The following is a 15582-nucleotide window of genomic DNA, read 5'->3' on the forward strand; positions in this document are numbered from 1 at the left end:
CGGCACCCGCAAGGTGCGCAGGCAGGTCGGCCGTGCTCTGGGGTGAAGAGGCGGGTCAAAGAGGGTGGGACCTCTGCGAGCTCCCCCATGGTGGTGGTGCGGTGACTGAGGCGGGTCTCAGGGCGCCGCCGGGGGCGCGGCCGGTTCGTCGACGTGGCCGCGGCGGTGCAGGGGGCGGGCCAGGAGGGCGCCCACGAAGCCCGCCACCAACCCCCACAGGAGGGCGAGCCCGACCGTGCGCCACAGGACGGGGTCCAGCAGGACCGTGCCGCCGAGCCCGTCCACCTCGCCGATGCCCAGCAGTGAGAGGCCGAACTCCGCCTGGACGCGCCCGAGCAGACACACCGTCAGGGTCGCCAGGGCCAGGGCCACCCCCAGGTGGAGTGCGTGCTGCCGGGGCCGGACGTGGGCGGGGGACCGTACGGCCGCCAGTACGCCGGTGCCGAGTAGCAGGACGGCTGCGACGGCCACCAGCCACCACGCCCGGGAGTCGTGCTCCGCGAGTGCGGCCACGTCCACCGTGGACGGGTCGGAGCCGCGCAGCACCTGGTCCAGGAGCTGCGGCATCGGCAGCCCGAACGGGCCGTCCACCCGGCCCTGCCAGGCGCCGCCGAAGCCCAGGGTGAAGGCGAGCCAGGCGAGGTTCGGCAGCCCGAGCAGCATCACGGCGAAGGTCCGGGCGGCGTGGCCCTGGGTCGCGGCCACCACCAGACCGACCCCGATGCCGAGGACGACGTAGGCGAGGAGCAGCAGCATCGTGGCGAAGGCGGCCGGGCGCAGCGCGGCGTGGAAGCGGATCAGTCGGGCCGGGAGCGGCGCGCGGCGCGAGACCAGCAGGGCGATCAGCAACAGGCCCAGGATCCAGAGCAGTCCGAAGAGGAGCGTGGACGGCAGATCGGCCCGGAACCCCACGGTCGCGGCGGAGTCGATGAGTTCACCGATCACCCCGGCGGGGGAGTCCGCGGTGGAGAGGCCGAACGTCTGCCGGGCCAGCAGTGCGGCGCCGGTCAGGGCGAGGAGCCACAGGACCACCAACGGCAGGGCCCGGCCGACGAGTTCGCGGGGCAGGGCCACCGCCCTGTTGTGCAGGGGGTGCAGGAAGCAGGAGCCGGCCGTGAGGGCGCCGGCCAGGCTCACCGACAGCGGGATCACCGACAGGCTCACGTCAGCCCCCGCCAGGAGACCGGCGTCGCCCGACACCTCCAGCGAGCCGCCGGCCGCCATCACGACGACTGCGGCGACCACACGGGGGAACGCGCCGCCCGGCAGATCGGCCGTGCCCGCGCACGCCAGCCCGGCGGCGGCGACCGCGCCCATCACGACGAACCCCGCGACGACGGCGACGAGGGCGTCGCGCCATGCCCGCGCGGAGACCCCGGACGAGGGTGATCTCGGTATCCGACTCACCCTGCAACCGTGGCACCCTCGGCTTGCGGGCACCACCTGGATGGCGCACACAATGGTCCGCAGGGAACTCCCTCCTCCTGGGAAGAAGAGCCCGTGACCACGCAACCCTCCGGCCGGCCGCCCTCGTCAGAGCGCCCCAGCGGGCCGCCTTCCGGCCCGCTCTCGGGCGGGCAGCAAGGGCCGCCGCCGCCCCCGCCCCCGTCCGCACCGCCCTCGTCGGGCCCGCCCGGCGGGCCCGGCGGCCCTGACAAGGGGCCGTGGTGGCGATCCGTACCCCGACTGGCCACGATGCTCGTCGCCGTGGTGGCGGTCGTCGCCCTGGCCGTCGTCCTGACCCGGCCCAGCGGCACCGACAACGCCGGCGGGGAGGTCTTCCTCCAGCCGGCCGCCGCCTCGGGCCCCGACCCGTTCACCGAGTCGGTCGCGACCACCACGGAGGCGCCGCCGGAGACGCCGACGGCGCGTCCCACGGGCGCCAAGCCCCCCAGCTCCCCCGCGGGCACCACGACCGGCACCCGGAGCATCAGCGGCTCCGCGCCGGGCGTGTACGGGGGCACGAGGAACACCGCCAGCTGCGACGTGGAGAAGCTGGTCAAGTCGCTGTCCGCGGACCCGTCCAAGAACGCCGCCTTCGCCTCGGCCCAGGGCCTCCAGCCGCAGTCCGTCCCCGCGTTCCTCCGCTCGCTCACCTCGGTGCAGCTGCGGATGGACACCCGGGTCACGAACCACGGCTACCAGAACGGCAAGCTCAACGCCTATCAGGCCGTGCTGCAGGCCGGGACGGCCGTCCTGGTCGACGACCGGGGCGTGCCGCGGGTGCGCTGCGCGTGTGGGAACCCGCTCGGTCCGCCGGTGGCGCTGAAGGCCTCGCCGAAGCGCTTCGGGCAGACGTGGTCCACGTACGAGCCGCAGAAGGTGGTGGTCATCGCACCGGCACCGACCGTGATCCACAAGATCGTGATCTACGACCCGCACAGCCGGCAGTGGTATGAGCGCGACAAGGGCAGCCACCACGGCAGGCCCGACCGTCCGGTGCCCCCGCCGCCGATCCACACGCCGACGTTCATCCCGACGAAGCCGACGGGGACGCACACGAAGCCGACGCCGACCGACACGAAGACCACGACGAAGCCGACCGAGACGCGGACGAGCACGCCCACGGAGACGACGAAGCCGACCGAGACGGAGACGACGAAGCCGACCGAGACGGAGACGACGAAGCCGACGGAGACGGAGACGACGAAGCCGACCGAGACGGAGACGACGAAGCCGACCGAGAAGACGGAGACGCCCAAGGCGCCCGAGACCGAGACGCCGACGACGTCGACCGAAACGGAGACTCCGACGGCGCCGACCGAGACGCACACGACGGCGTCGGTCGAGACGACGCCCGAGACGACCCCGGAGAACACGCCGGAGAACACGCCGGAGACGAAGCCCGAGACCAACCCGGACACGGTCACGGAGCAGCCCGAGTCAGCAGCCCCGGAGCGGCCCGAAGCGCCGGTTCCGCCGGAGCCGGAGGCCACGGGCGACCAGTCCGAGTAGCCCGACGGCATCCTCCAGCGGCACCCCCGAGTGCACCGGTTCCCCCGAACGGGGGTACCGGTGCACTTCCACGACGTGGGCGTGCACCGGCCCCGGTGTCAGCGCGCCGTGTCGCCGCCCGGCTTCGCCGTCGCCGCCTCCTCTGCCCGCCGCAGCGCGGCCTTGAGCGCGGTGTCGAGCGCCTGGTCCGCGGGGACCCGAACGTCGGGAACGACGCCCACGCCCTCCCAGTTGGTACCGGTGACCGTGTTGACGGACCGGGCCGCCGGCACGGTCACGAGCACGTGCTCGGCGACCGCGTGACGGGCCGTGGGATGCGCGCCCCCGCGGGTCGTCGCACCGACGACGACGGCCCGGCCGTGGGCCTGCAGGGTGTACGCCACGTCCTCGCCGCCGGAGAAGGTGGTCTCGCTCGTGAGCACGTACACCGGGCGGTCGGTGTACCGCGGCGCGGGCAGGTGCCCGGACGTCCAGTACTGGCGGGTCGTGTCGGTGGTGCGGTCGTAGATGTCGTTCAGGTGCACCTGGTCGTCGCCGAAGAAGTAGCTGCACCACATCGCGGCCCCTTCCGGCGCCCCGCCACGGCAGTCGCGCAGGTCCAGCACGAGCGCCGAGGTCCCCGCGACCAGCTGCATGGCCGCACCGATCACGCCCGCGCCCTCGACGGCGGTGGCGATGCGCCCGATCTCGATGAGCCCGATGTTGCCGTCGAGGTGCTCGACGAGGCGGACGCCCTGGTTGTGCTCCCGCAACAGCCGGAGGAACGCGGCCTGCCCTCCGTCCGAGTCCACCGGTTCCAGGGACTGCGGTTCCTCGGTCCAGAGCAGGCGCAGGTGCTTGTCCGGGCACACTTCCTGGAGGTCCGCCGTCACGGTCTCGCACAGCGCCGGCCCGTCCAGGCCTTCGTACGCGCCCGCCGCGAGACGGCCGCGGATCGCGGCGTCTATGACGCCGGTCTTCTCGGGGAAGACGTAGCCTGCACCGATCCGGTCCAGGGCCTCTTCGATGATCTGTTCGTTCGTAGGCATAGCCGGCCATGCTAGAAGGCCAACAGGCCACTCACCACAAGGTTTTCCGGAGGACGCGGTGGTGGAGGCCACGCCCGACCGGGTGCCCCCGGCGCCCGGGGAGAACGCCCACGTGCGCGGAGCGAACAAGTGGTCAGCGGTAGGCGGTAGCGGTGAGGTGGCGCGGTCCGTGGCCCCGAGGCCGCAGCGGTGTCGCGCCCGCGGCCGGTGGATGCCGCTGCCGGCCCGCCGCGGCACGACCGTGGTCCACGGCCCGCGGCGGCCACCCTCCGGCACGGCAGGGCGCCCGCGACGCCGGGGTGCTCGCGTCCCACGGGGACACCGGCGGGGGAGAGTGAGACCCTGGCTGCATGGCCCGCAGGGGAAAGAACCCCGAGGTCGAATGGCCCGCGCGGCCCGATACGAGCCTTGCGCTCAACCGCATGGGCACGTTCGACTGGGACCTCGACAGCGGGCGGATGCACCTGGATCCCACCGCCCTCGAGGTCCTCGACCTGCGCCCGGACGAGTACGACGGCACCCCCGAGGGGCTCCGGGTGCGGCTGGCCCCCGCCGAGGGGGCCCGCCTCGACACCCGCGTCGCGCAGGCGATCAAGGATGGTCGAAGCCACTACGGGGCCTACGTCCGCAGCCGGCGCCGGGACGGTGCGCCGGCCTGGACCCACATCCAGGGCCACATCCTTCGGCACCCGGACGGGCGCCCGTACCGCGTCATCGGGATCCTGCGCGACGCCGCCCACGACCCGGGCGAGCCCGGGGCGGCCGGGGAGCAGGCCGAGGGACGGGCCCGGATGACCGGCGTCGTCGAACGGACCACCGCGATCCTCGCCCACGCCCGCACCGTCAACGACGTGACCGACGTCCTCAAGGACCCCCAGGCCCTCGGGCACCTCGGCGCGGTCAGCGTGATGCTGGGCATCGTCGACGGCGGCCGGATCCACCTGGTCGCGGAGGGGCAGCTCGGCTCCTACGTACCGGAGATCGAGTACACGCGGATCGACGCGCGGTTCCCGATGAGCGAGGCCGTACGCACCATGCAGCCGGTCTTCCTCGTCTCGCGCGAGGAGTTCCAGCGCCGCTACCCGGAGCTGTGGCCGTACATCGAGCCGCTGTCCGTCCGCAGCGGGGTCTACCTGCCGCTGATCGCCCAGGGGCGGCCCATCGGGGCGCTCGGGCTGCTGTACACGCGGGAAGGGGAGTTCACCGCCGAGGAGCGGAACCTGCTGATGGCGCTCGGCAGCGGCGTCGCGCAGGGCCTCCAGCGCGCCATCCTCTTCGAACAGGAGCACGACCTGGCCGAAGGGCTCCAGCGGGCCATGCTGCCCCGCCGGATCCCGGAGGTGCCGGGCGCGCGGATCGCCGTACGCTACCGGTCCGCGCGGATCGGGCGGGACATCGGGGGCGACTGGTACGACGTGATCCCGCTCGGCGACGGCCGGGTCGGGGTGATGATCGGCGACGTCGAGGGGCACGACACGGACGCGGCCGCCGTCATGGGACAGCTGAGGATCGTGATGCGGGCGTACGTCGTCGAGGGGCACACCCCGGCGGCGGCGATGGCGCGGGCCTCGGCCTTCCTGCTCGAACTGGAGACGGAACGGTTCGCCACGTGCACGTACGCCGAGGTGGACCTCACCACCGGGATGCTGCGGATGGTCCGCGCCGGCCACCTCGACCCGGTGGTGCGGCGCGGCGACGGCAGCTGCCACCGGGTCCAGGTGGCGGGCGGGCTGCCGCTCGGGCTGCCGGCCCGCGAACAGTCCGGTACCGGCACCGGCTACCCCGTCACGAGTCTGGAGCTCCACCCTGGGGACACCCTCGTGCTGTGCACGGACGGCCTGATCGAACGCCCCGGAGCGGACCACGACACCGGCATGCGGGAGTTCATGGCCGCGGTCCACAGCGGCCCGACCGACGTGGAGGAACTCGCCGACGTGCTGTGCGACCTGGTCGGGGACTCCGGCGGCGGCGACGACATGGCCCTGCTCGTGCTGCGCCGCCGCGGCACGCCGGGCGCGCGCGGCGGCGGTCCGCTGCGCCAGCGCCTGGAGCCGGGGGACACGGAGGGGCCGGCGCTGGCCCGGCACCTGATCAGGGCGGCGGTGGCGGCCTGGGGGGCGCAGGAGCGGGCCGACGAGATCGAACTGGCGGCGGACGAACTGATGACCAACGCCCTGGTCCACACGGACGGCGGCGGCGACGTCAGTATGCGGCTGACGGCCGAGGGCCGGATCCGCATCGAGGTCGAGGACTCCAGCAGCGCCCTGCCGAGGCGCCGGGAGGCGGGGGACTGGGCGGTGTCGGGGCGCGGCCTGATGCTGGTGGACCGGCTCGCGGACGACTGGGGCGTGGAGCCCCGGGGCGGCGGAAAGCGCGTGTGGTGCGAGTTCGCGGTGACCGCACCGGAGCGACCCGACTGACCGCCACCACCGCGGCGACAGTCCCCCGAGGTCCGGTGCCCGCGCCCGACCGGCATGGGGCAAAGGGACCCGCCCGCCCACCAGGCCGTGTGGTCGCCCGGCCGGCCCCCGACCCGCGCGGCGTCACAGGTGGACGAGGGTGATCTCGGTGGCTTTTACGCTGGTCCATACCTCGGCCCCGTCGACGATTCCCAGCTCGGAGGCTGCCTCCGGGGTGATCTCCGCGACCAGGTCGGGCGCGCCGGTCGGGGCGATCAGCACGCGCAGTCGGCTGCCGACCGCGGTGATCTCCTGTACGGTGCCCGGCCAGACGTTGCGGGGGCTGCCCGCCGGGCGGTCCCGGTGCACCGACACCGCCTCCGGAGCGATGATCGCCAACGACTGCGCCCCCTCGGGCAGTGCCTCCGCGACGACGAGCCGCCCGCCCTCGGCGAGCACCAGCCCGTCCGCCGACGCGATGCCCGGCCAGGCGTTGCGCCCCAGCATGCGGGCCACCCACGGCGAGCGCGGGTGCCGGGTCACCTCGGCGGGCGGCGCGTCCTGGAGGGTGCGGCCGTCGGCCAGTACGAGGACCCGGTCGGCCAGCGACACCGCCTCGACGGGATCGTGCGTCACGATGAGGCAGACCCCGCCGAAGCCGGCCAGGTGCGTGCGCAGGGTGTGCCGGACGCGAGCCCGCGTGGTCTGGTCGAGCGCGGCCAGCGGCTCGTCGAGCAGCAGCAGCCGCGGGCGCGCGGCCAGCGCACGGGCCAGGGCCACCCGCTGCGCCTGGCCCCCGGACAGCTGGGCCGGTTTGCGCTGGGCGAGGTGCCCGACGCCGAGCCGCTCCAGCCAGGCCCGCGCCTCGCGGCGGGCGTCGGCGCGCGGCACCCCGTGCGCGCGCAGTCCGTACGCGGTGTTCGCCAGGGCGCTCAGGTGGGGGAACAGCGCGCCGTCCTGCGGGACCCAGGCGACCTGCCGCCGGTGCGGGGGCAGCGCGGTGACGTCGGCGTCGCCGAGCCGGAGTTCGGCGTGGGCTAGGGGGGTCAGCCCGAGCAGGGCCCGCAGCAAGGTGGTCTTCCCGGCGCCGTTCTCGCCGACGACGGCGATGGTGGTGCCCGGTTCCGCCGTGAGGGTGAGCTGGTTGAAACCGGTGACGGTGGCGTGCAGCGGCCAGTGGCCACCTGGGTAGGGCATGGTCCCCGGAGCTGACTCCGGCGCGACCGCCGCTGGTGCGGGCGCCTCGTCCGGGACCGGCGGCGTGGCCACGGCCTCGCGGGCCGCCACCGGGGCCCCCGTCCAGCGGCCGCGCAGGGCGATCAGTACGGCCATGGCGATCGCGAGCAGCAGCAGCGAGACGGAGGTGGCGGCCTCGGGCCGGTCCTGGAGCAGCAGGTACACCTGGAGCGGCAGGGTCTGGGTGGTGCCGGGCAGGTTCCCGGCGAAGGTGATGGTCGCGCCGAACTCGCCCAGCGCGCGGGCCCAGGTGAGCGCGGCTCCGGCGACGAGGCCGGGGGCCACCATGGGCAGGGTCACCGTGAAGAACACGCGGACCGGCGAGGCGCCGAGCGAGGCGGCGGTCTCCTCGTAGCTCTGCTTGAGCCCACCGAGGGCGCCTTCCAGGCTGATGACCAGGAACGGCATGGCGACGAAGGTGGCCGCCACGACCGCCCCCGACGTGTGGAAGGGCAGGGTGATCCCGAAGGCGTCCTCCAGCCAGGGCCCCAGCAGCCCGCGCCGGCCGAAACCCAGGAGCAGGGCGACACCGCCGACGGTCGGCGGCAGCACCATCGGGAGCAGTACGAGGGAGCGGACCAGCGCCTTGCCCTTAAAAGGGACGCGGGCCAGCAGCCAGGCGAGCGGTACGCCGAGGAGCAGGGAGAGGCCGAGGGCCCACAGGGACACCAGGAGCGAGAGCTTCAGCGCCTCGACCACGCCGGGGCTGCCGAGATGGGTGCCGAGCTCGCCCCACTGGGTGCGGGCGAGGATGCCGATGAGCGGCATCAGCAGGAACGCGACGGCGAGCAGTGCGGGGATCGCCAGGGTCAGCGGGGGCCGGGTGCGGGTGCGGAGTCTGCTCATGGGCGTTCCTGGCTGGGGGGCTGGGGAGGGGTGACTGCGACGGGAAGAAGGATCGTACGGACGGACCCGCGCGGGCACGCCGCGAGGGGCTGCCCGTCCCCCCGGACCGGGCAGCCCCGCGTCACCCGGACGCCGGTGGCGCTCAGACCTTCTGGAAGCCCGCGTCCTGGAGGATCTTCTGGGCCTCAGGGGTGCCCAGCCAGGCTACGAACGCGGCGGCGGCCTCCGCGTTCTTGGACTGCTTCAGCGTGGCGGCCGGGTAGGAGGCCACGGCGTTCTGCTCGTCCGGGATGTCCACGGTGACGACCTTGTCGCCGGACTTGGCGGAGTCGGTCTTGTAGACGAGGCCGGCGTCGGCCTCGCCCAGCTCGACCTTGCTGAGCACGGCGCGGACGTTGGGCTCCTGGGAGACCGGCTTCACCTCGATCTTCTGGGCGTCGAGGATCTGCTTGCTGTAGCGGCCGACCGGGACCTCGGGCGCGGCGAGCACGACCTTCAGCTTGGTGTCGGCGAGGTCCTTGAGCTCGTCGACCTTGAACGGGTTGCCCTTGCCGGTGGCGATGACCAGGCGGTTCTTGGCGATGACGGTGGGCTCGCCGGTCTCGGCCTTCAGCCCGTCCATGGTCTTGGTGTCGGCGGTCACCAGCGCATCGGCCGGAGCGCCCTGCTTGACCTGCGCGGCGAGCTCCTGCGAACCGGCGAACGAGAAGGTGGTCTTCGTACCGGGGTGGGTCTTCTCGTACGCCGCACCCGCCGTCTTGAAGACGTCGGTGAGGGAGGAGGCGGCGAGGACGGTGAGGTTCGCGGCCTTGGGCTCGGCGGAGGCCGAGGCCGAGCCGGGCGTGGAGCCGGCGGCGGGCTTCTCGTCGGCCTTGCCGCAGGCGGCCAGCGGCACGAGCAGGGCGGCGGTCAGCGCGGCGGCCGCGGCGCGGCGGCGGGTCGGGGTCGGGAACATGAGCAGGGGCTCCTCGGTCGGGTCGGCGGCCGGCAGGTGCCGGTTCCGCGCGGTGGTGACCCGCGCCGGTGACGGGCGGAGCGGGTGGGGACGTGCGGTGGTGCGGAGCGGGGGTGCGGACGGAGCGCGGGGGACGGCGGGGACCCGCGGGCGGGGACGTCCGGGTTTCAGGTGCGGTCGATGTGCACGCTGGTGGACTTCACGCGGGCGGTGGCCTGCATGCCGACCTCCAGCCCGAGCTCCTCGACGGCCTCACGGGTGAGCAGGGAGACCAGACGGTGGGGACCTGCCTGGATCTCGACCTGGGCTGCCACGTCGCCGAGGGTGACGGCGGTGACGATGCCGGGAAAGGCGTTGCGCGCCGACGTGTACGGCTCGCCGTCCTCGCTGTGCGCGCCCTGGCCCACCTCGACGGAGAAGGCCGCGAGGTCACGGCCGTTGATCAGGCGACGGCCGGCTTCGTCGCGATGGGTCACGACCCGGCCCGCGTCGGCCCAGCGGCGCGCGGTGTCCGGGCTGACGCCCAGCAGACGCGCCGCCTGTCCGATGGTGTAGGACTGCATGTGCGACAAGGTAGGCGCACGTGTGGCGCGTTTGCAATTCTCTTGGGCTCATCTCCATGGCAGATGCGATGCCTCTTGGTGCATCTGCCAAAGTCGTTCCGCTCCGCCCCCTCCGTCTCGCTAGAGTCGGGGCATGGCTGATGAGGTATCGGGAACGGAATCGGGCACGGTGCGGGTCGACGCGTGGATCTGGTCCGTGCGTCTGACGAAGACCCGCTCGATCGCGGCGACCGCCTGCCGGGCGGGCCATGTGAAGGTCAACGGGGAGCGTGCGAAGCCGGCGCAGGCGGTGCGCGCGGGTGACGAGGTACGGCTCTTCCATGCGGGGCGCGAGCGGATCGTGGTGGTGAAGCGGCCCGTGTCCAAGCGGGTGGGCGCTCCCGTCGCGGCGGAATGCATGATCGACAAGAGCCCGCCGCCGCCCACCCCCGTCGAGGCCGCCGTGGTCGGCATCCGCGATCGCGGCGCCGGCCGCCCGACGAAGCGCGAACGCCGCGAGATCGAATCCCTGCGCGGTCGCCCGTAGCCTCCGGTGGCACGCCCTGGACCTGGCCTCCCGGGACCCTCCGGACCCGCGGTGCGGGGGGTCAGGTCTTGCGGTACGTGTACGCCTCGGTGGCCGCCGCGGCCACTTCCCGGACGGGGAGGCCGCTGGAGGCGGCCACCACGGCGGCCACCGCGCCCTCCACGAAGGGGGCGTCCACCAGCCGGGAGTCCGGCGGGAGTTCGTCGTCCAGCAGCAGGGCCTTCACCGTCAGGACCGAGCTCCCCAGGTCCGCCAGCAGCGCGACCCCGGCGCCCCGGTCCACCTCCCGCGCCGCAGCGACGACCCGCTCCGCGCTCGTGCCGAGCCCGCCGGTGGCCGTGCCGCCCGCCGCGGCCACCGGGGCCAGGGGGCCGCCGGCCGCCAGGCCCCGCGCCAGCTCCGCCACCGACTCCGCGACCGACGCGCTGTGCGACACCAGCACGATGCCCACCAGGGGCGCCTCCGCACCCGCGCCCGCGTCCGCCCCGGTCATGCCGCGCCCTCGCCCGGCTCCGCCACGTCCGCCAGCGCCCGCAACAACAACGCCGACGAGGTCGCGCCCGGATCCTGGTGCCCGATGCTCCGCTCGCCCAGGTAGCTGGCCCGGCCCTTGCGCGCCTGCAGCGGAACGGTCGCCAGCGCGCCGTTCTCCGCCGCCTCCGCGGCCGCCCGGTACGACGTGCTCAGCGCGGCCACCCCCGGCACCAGCGCGTCCAGCATCGTCTTGTCACCCGGCGCCGCCCCGCCCAGCTGCGCCACCGCGGTCACTCCCGCGTCCAGGGCCTCGCGCAGCTCCGTGTCGGAGACCTCGGCCGCATCCCCGAGCGCCTTGCCGGTGCGCCGCAGCAGCGTCCCGTACAGCGGCCCCGAGGCGCCGCCGACCGTGGAGATGAGCGTCCTCCCGGCCAGTTGCAGCACCTCGCCCGGCGCCGCCGGGTGCTCCGCGTCCAGAGCCGGGAGCACCGCCCTGAAACCCCGGAGCAGGTTGCTGCCGTGGTCGGCGTCCCCGATGGGGGAGTCGAGCTCCGTCAGCCGGTCCGCCTCCCGCTCGACCGCGGCCGCGGCGGCCGCCATCCAGCGCCGGAAGAAGTCTGTGTCGCGCACCGGATCTCCTCGCCTCGCATCGGTCTGGCCAGTCCCACGCCACCTTAAGTGGTCTCCTGGGGATCGTGCCCGACACGCGCCGCCCGGCGCCGCACCTCGCCGCGACGGCTCACCCGGTACGTGGTCGTGCTCGGCCCGGGGCGCGGCTCGAACACGGTGACCTGACTACGCCACAGGTGGCCCTGTGCGCGTTAAGAGTGCGTCAGGGTTTGTTCGCTTCCGTGCACGAGTGATCGATTTGCGTACGCTGACTCAGCCGTCGACCTCGATGGCCTGTTCTTTGCGTATGACAGGAGTGCTTCACGATGGCCACCCCTGCCCGCTCCTCGCGCCTGCGCGCGTGGATGCTGGAAGGCCTGACCGCCCAGACGAGTTCGCCCGCCGCGAAGGAGGCGGCGGCCCAGCCCCACGGCCGGCCGTGGGGGCGGGTGATGTGTCTGACGGGTCTGGACTACTTCTCCACCCTCGGCTACCAGCCCGGCATCGCGTTCCTCGCGGCAGGTCTGCTGTCTCCGCTGGCGACCGTCGTTCTCGTCCTGTTGACCTTGTTCGGCGCGCTGCCCGTCTACCGCAGGGTGGCGGAGGAGAGCCCGCACGGCGAGGGTTCCATCGCCATGCTGGAGCGGCTGCTGACGTTCTGGAAGGGGAAGCTGTTCGTGCTGACCCTGCTCGGGTTCGCGGCGACCGACTTCCTCATCACCATCACCCTCTCCGCGGCCGACGCGACCGCGCACATGGTGGAGAACCCGCACCTCACCAGCGCCCTGCACGGCCACGAGGTACTGATCACCCTGATCCTGATCGCACTCCTGGGCGGGGTGTTCCTGAAGGGGTTCAGCGAGGCCATCGGCGTGGCGGTGGTGCTCGTCTTCACGTATCTCGGCCTGAACGTCGTCGTGGTGGCGGTCGGGTTGTGGAACGTGTTCACCGAGCCGCAGGTCGTCACCGACTGGACGACGGCCCTGACCACCGAGCACGGCAACGTCTTCATGATGATCGCCATCGCGCTCGTGGTGTTCCCGAAGCTGGCCCTCGGTCTTTCCGGGTTCGAGACGGGCGTGGCGGTGATGCCGCACGTCCAGGGAGACCCGGAGGACACCGAGGACGAGCCGGCCGGCCGGATCCGCGGGGCGAAGAGGCTGCTGACCACGGCCGCTGTGATCATGAGCGTCTTCCTGATCTGCTCCAGCCTCATCACGACCCTGCTGATCCCGGCCGACCAGTTCCAGCCGGGCGGCGAGGCCAACGGCCGCGCCCTCGCCTACCTGGCCCACGAGTACCTGGGCTCCGCCTTCGGCACGGTCTACGACATCTCCACCATCCTGATCCTGTGGTTCGCCGGCTCCTCCGCGATGGCGGGCCTGCTGAACCTGATGCCCCGCTACCTGCCCCGGTACGGGATGGCCCCGCACTGGGCCCGTGCCCTGCGCCCGATGGTCATCGTCTTCACCCTGGTCGCGTTCCTGGTGACCTGGATCTTCGACGCCGACGTCGACGCGCAGGGCGGGGCGTACGCCACCGGTGTCCTCGTCCTGATCACCTCGGCGGCCGTCGCCGTGACCATCGCGGCCCGCCGGGCGGGGGAGCGCGGCTGGACCGTCGGCTTCGGGATCATCTCCGCCGTCTTCATCTACACCACGGCCGTCAACATCGTGGAGCGGCCGGACGGCGTGAAGATCGGCGCCTGCTTCATCGGCGGCATCATGGCCCTCTCCCTCCTCTCCCGCCTCGCGCGGGTCTTCGAGCTGCGCGTCACGCACGTGGAGTTCGACGACATGGCGCAGCGGTTCATCCGGGACACCGCCAACCGCACGATCCGCTTCATCGCCAACGAGCCCGACAACCGCGACATCGCGGAGTACCGGCAGAAGAAGGAACAGATCCGCGCGGACAACGACGTCCCGGCCGAGGACGACGTCATGTTCGTCGAGGTCACCGTCCTGGACGCGTCCGAGTTCGAATCCGGCATGCGCGTGCGCGGCGAGGTCCTGCACGAGCGCTACCGCGTCCTGACCCTGGAGAGCTCCAGCATCCCCAACGCCCTCGCGGCCCTCCTCCTCCACGTCCGGGACGAGACCGGCCAGCGCCCGCACATCTACTTCGAGTGGACCGAGGGCAACCCGATGGCCAACTTCTTCCGCTTCTTCCTCTTCGGTCAGGGCGAAGTCGCCCCGGTCACCCGCGAAGTCATCCGGGGAGCGGAACCGAACCGCGCCCGCCGCCCCCACATCCACGCCGGCTGACCTGTTCGCGTCAAGATGTCGACAGGAATCCCGCCGGACCCTCGCCACGACGAGGGTCCGGCGGGATCCTCACGGCGTGACCACTCGCCCGCGCTCCGACCGCACCGTACGCCGGACCGTGCCGGCCCTCGCGGTGGTCGGCCTCGGCGTCACCACCGCCGGCGCCGCCCTCGACGCCATGTGGCTGCTCGGCATGGGCGTTTGGGCGCTCATCGCCGCGATGGTGATCGACATCGTCCACCAGCCCTAGGACGCCTGGTTCGGGCCGGAGAGGCCGGTCCGAACGGACGAACGTGCCCCGATCGGTTCCACCAGGGCGCGGAGCGCGGACTCCGGGAGCCGGATCCACAGGTGACCGGCGCCGAGCGTCGCGGCCGATTGCTCCGCACCGGCGGAGCCCACGGCGGTACGTGCTGCCGGCGGGGTGGGGAACAGACGCACCCTCACCTCCGCCCTGCCCGACCGGACCGGCGCGTACGGGGGCCCCGCCGGAACGCGTTCGTCAGGCTCCGGGTCGTCGTCGTACTGGAACAGACACATGAGGCCCTCCCACGGGAACCACGAGTGGCGGTTGGGGGCCCCGGGACGCGGGGAGGCAGTCCGGGGCCGCGACTTCGAAGCTATCCCCGCCGACCCCCACCCGCGGCCACCCCATGACGGGACCTTGACGGAGCCGGGCCAGGTCCATACGTATCGTTGACGGGCCCGTGGGAGCCGAGCTCGTCGACGGGCCCGTACGAACACCAGCGCGGGACGGCACGGGAACGTCGTGCGCGCGCCCCGGGTTCACGCCCCCGGCGGGGAGCCGACCTCCACCCACACGCACTTGCCGTTGCCGCCCACCGGACTCCAGCCCCAGCTGCGGCCCAGCCGTTCCACGATGAGGAGGCCGTGTCCTCCGGGCCGGGAGGGCTCGGACCGCTGCGCGGCCCGTGGCGCGGTGGGGCTGGGGTCCGTCACCTCGATCCGCAGCCGTTCGCTCGTACACCGCAGCGCCAGGGACGTGGGCCCGCCCGCGTGCAGGCAGGCGTTGGCCACCACTTCCGACACCAGGAGCAGGACGTCGTCGGTGACCTCCGCCCCCGGGGTGCCCTCCTCCACGGGTCCTGGCGGCCAGCGCCAGTCCGTGAGGGCCCGGCGCGTGAAGTCACGGCACCGGGTGACCGCGTTCGCGACCTCGTGCAGCACGAGGAGCCGGGTCAGCTCCATCGACCGGCCCTCGTCCATCGGTGGTCCTCCCTAGGGGCGCTGAGACGTCGCGAGCGCGGATTCCACGTCCGCATGGAGCCGGAAGAGCCGGTCCGCCCCCGTGATGTGGAACATGCGTGCGACAGGTGGGTGCAGGCCGACCAGCTCGAGCGTGCCCCCGGATTCCTGGACGGCGAGGCGGCCGCGCAACAGCACGTTCAAGCCCGTGGAGTCGCAGAAGTCCAGGCGGGTCAGGTCGACGAGCAGCCGCCCGCCCTCGGGCCAGGCCGTGTCCAGGGCCTGCCGCAGGGGCTCGGCGGTGTCGTGGTCGAGCTCTCCCGTCATGGCCAGGACGGTGGCCCCTTGGAGGGACCGCGCCTCGACGGTGAATCGTTCTCCGTTGGCCGTGGACATCAGGCACACACTCCCTCTCCCGTCCGGGATTCTCGGGGTACAGCGCGCCTACCCCGTCGGTTGCCGTCCAAGCCTGCCGCCCGGGGCACGGAGCGTCGGTCGACGCGGTGGCGCGGCGCGCCGCG

Annotated in this window: 14 protein-coding genes and 1 pseudogene; 5 read left to right on the forward strand and 10 right to left on the reverse strand. The window is 73.3% G+C overall.

What is annotated here, in order from left to right; all coding sequences use genetic code 11:
* Nucleotides 1–117 precede the first annotated feature (117 nt).
* On the reverse strand, nt 118–1407 hold the full coding sequence (locus ACFYP3_RS29220; RefSeq protein ID WP_388838762.1) for a streptophobe family protein: 1290 nt from the start codon (nt 1405–1407) through the stop codon (nt 118–120).
* Between the two features lie 93 nt (nt 1408–1500).
* Between ACFYP3_RS29220 and ACFYP3_RS29225 the strand changes: the two are divergent.
* Nucleotides 1501–2763 (forward strand): annotated as a pseudogene (locus ACFYP3_RS29225) (DUF6777 domain-containing protein); the annotation flags it as partial.
* 290 nt (nt 2764–3053) lie between these two features.
* Here the strand turns inward: ACFYP3_RS29225 and ACFYP3_RS29230 are convergent.
* The gene (locus tag ACFYP3_RS29230; protein WP_388838765.1) at nt 3054–3983 is read right to left on the reverse strand and encodes a S41 family peptidase; all 930 of its coding nucleotides are present in this window, start codon (nt 3981–3983) and stop codon (nt 3054–3056) included.
* 350 nt (nt 3984–4333) lie between these two features.
* Here ACFYP3_RS29230 and ACFYP3_RS29235 point away from each other — a divergent pair, with 350 nt between their 5' ends.
* On the forward strand, nt 4334–6403 hold the full coding sequence (locus ACFYP3_RS29235) for a SpoIIE family protein phosphatase (RefSeq protein WP_388838768.1): 2070 nt from the start codon (nt 4334–4336) through the stop codon (nt 6401–6403).
* Nucleotides 6404–6526: 123 nt separating this feature from the next.
* Here ACFYP3_RS29235 and ACFYP3_RS29240 read toward each other — a convergent pair whose 3' ends face one another.
* From ACFYP3_RS29240 to ACFYP3_RS29250, 3 genes are all read right to left on the reverse strand, one after another.
* On the reverse strand, nt 6527–8464 hold the full coding sequence (locus tag ACFYP3_RS29240; protein WP_388838771.1) for an ABC transporter permease: 1938 nt from the start codon (nt 8462–8464) through the stop codon (nt 6527–6529).
* A 142-nt stretch (nt 8465–8606) separates the two neighbouring features.
* On the reverse strand, nt 8607–9419 hold the full coding sequence (modA, locus tag ACFYP3_RS29245) for a molybdate ABC transporter substrate-binding protein (protein ID WP_388838774.1): 813 nt from the start codon (nt 9417–9419) through the stop codon (nt 8607–8609).
* A 167-nt stretch (nt 9420–9586) separates the two neighbouring features.
* Complete coding sequence (locus ACFYP3_RS29250; protein WP_388838777.1) at nt 9587–9982, reverse strand: molybdopterin-binding protein; 396 nt, start codon at nt 9980–9982, stop codon at nt 9587–9589.
* Between the two features lie 133 nt (nt 9983–10115).
* On the opposite strand from ACFYP3_RS29250, the gene ACFYP3_RS29255 reads away from it, so the two are divergent.
* The gene (locus ACFYP3_RS29255; protein WP_351286745.1) at nt 10116–10508 is read left to right on the forward strand and encodes an RNA-binding S4 domain-containing protein; all 393 of its coding nucleotides are present in this window, start codon (nt 10116–10118) and stop codon (nt 10506–10508) included.
* Between the two features lie 61 nt (nt 10509–10569).
* Here ACFYP3_RS29255 and ACFYP3_RS29260 read toward each other — a convergent pair whose 3' ends face one another.
* Together ACFYP3_RS29260 and dhaL are read right to left on the reverse strand one after the other, a co-directional pair.
* Nucleotides 10570–11001: a PTS-dependent dihydroxyacetone kinase phosphotransferase subunit DhaM gene (locus tag ACFYP3_RS29260; protein WP_388838780.1), complete on the reverse strand. Its 432-nt coding sequence runs from the start codon at nt 10999–11001 to the stop codon at nt 10570–10572.
* The gene (gene dhaL, locus ACFYP3_RS29265) at nt 10998–11582 is read right to left on the reverse strand and encodes a dihydroxyacetone kinase subunit DhaL (protein WP_388838870.1); all 585 of its coding nucleotides are present in this window, start codon (nt 11580–11582) and stop codon (nt 10998–11000) included. The genes ACFYP3_RS29260 and dhaL overlap by 4 nt, the downstream gene beginning before the upstream one ends.
* Before the next feature lie 335 nt (nt 11583–11917).
* Here dhaL and ACFYP3_RS29270 point away from each other — a divergent pair, with 335 nt between their 5' ends.
* Both ACFYP3_RS29270 and ACFYP3_RS29275 read left to right on the forward strand, forming a co-directional pair.
* Complete coding sequence (locus ACFYP3_RS29270) at nt 11918–13855, forward strand: amino acid transporter (RefSeq protein WP_388838783.1); 1938 nt, start codon at nt 11918–11920, stop codon at nt 13853–13855.
* A 76-nt stretch (nt 13856–13931) separates the two neighbouring features.
* On the forward strand, nt 13932–14105 hold the full coding sequence (locus tag ACFYP3_RS29275) for a hypothetical protein (RefSeq protein WP_388838786.1): 174 nt from the start codon (nt 13932–13934) through the stop codon (nt 14103–14105).
* Here the strand turns inward: ACFYP3_RS29275 and ACFYP3_RS29280 are convergent.
* From ACFYP3_RS29280 to ACFYP3_RS29290, 3 genes are all read right to left on the reverse strand, one after another.
* Nucleotides 14102–14395: a hypothetical protein gene (locus ACFYP3_RS29280; RefSeq protein ID WP_388838789.1), complete on the reverse strand. Its 294-nt coding sequence runs from the start codon at nt 14393–14395 to the stop codon at nt 14102–14104. The two genes, ACFYP3_RS29275 and ACFYP3_RS29280, sit on opposite strands and share 4 nt — an antisense overlap.
* A 246-nt stretch (nt 14396–14641) precedes the next feature.
* On the reverse strand, nt 14642–15082 hold the full coding sequence (locus tag ACFYP3_RS29285) for an ATP-binding protein (RefSeq protein WP_388838791.1): 441 nt from the start codon (nt 15080–15082) through the stop codon (nt 14642–14644).
* A 12-nt stretch (nt 15083–15094) separates the two neighbouring features.
* Nucleotides 15095–15457 carry an STAS domain-containing protein gene (locus ACFYP3_RS29290; protein WP_388838794.1) on the reverse strand — a complete coding sequence of 121 codons (363 nt, stop codon included), beginning with the start codon at nt 15455–15457 and terminating at the stop codon, nt 15095–15097.
* Nucleotides 15458–15582: the final 125 nt, after the last annotated feature.

The organism is Streptomyces sp. NPDC005533 (assembly GCF_042871845.1).
Classification (GTDB): Bacteria; Actinomycetota; Actinomycetes; order Streptomycetales; family Streptomycetaceae; genus Streptomyces.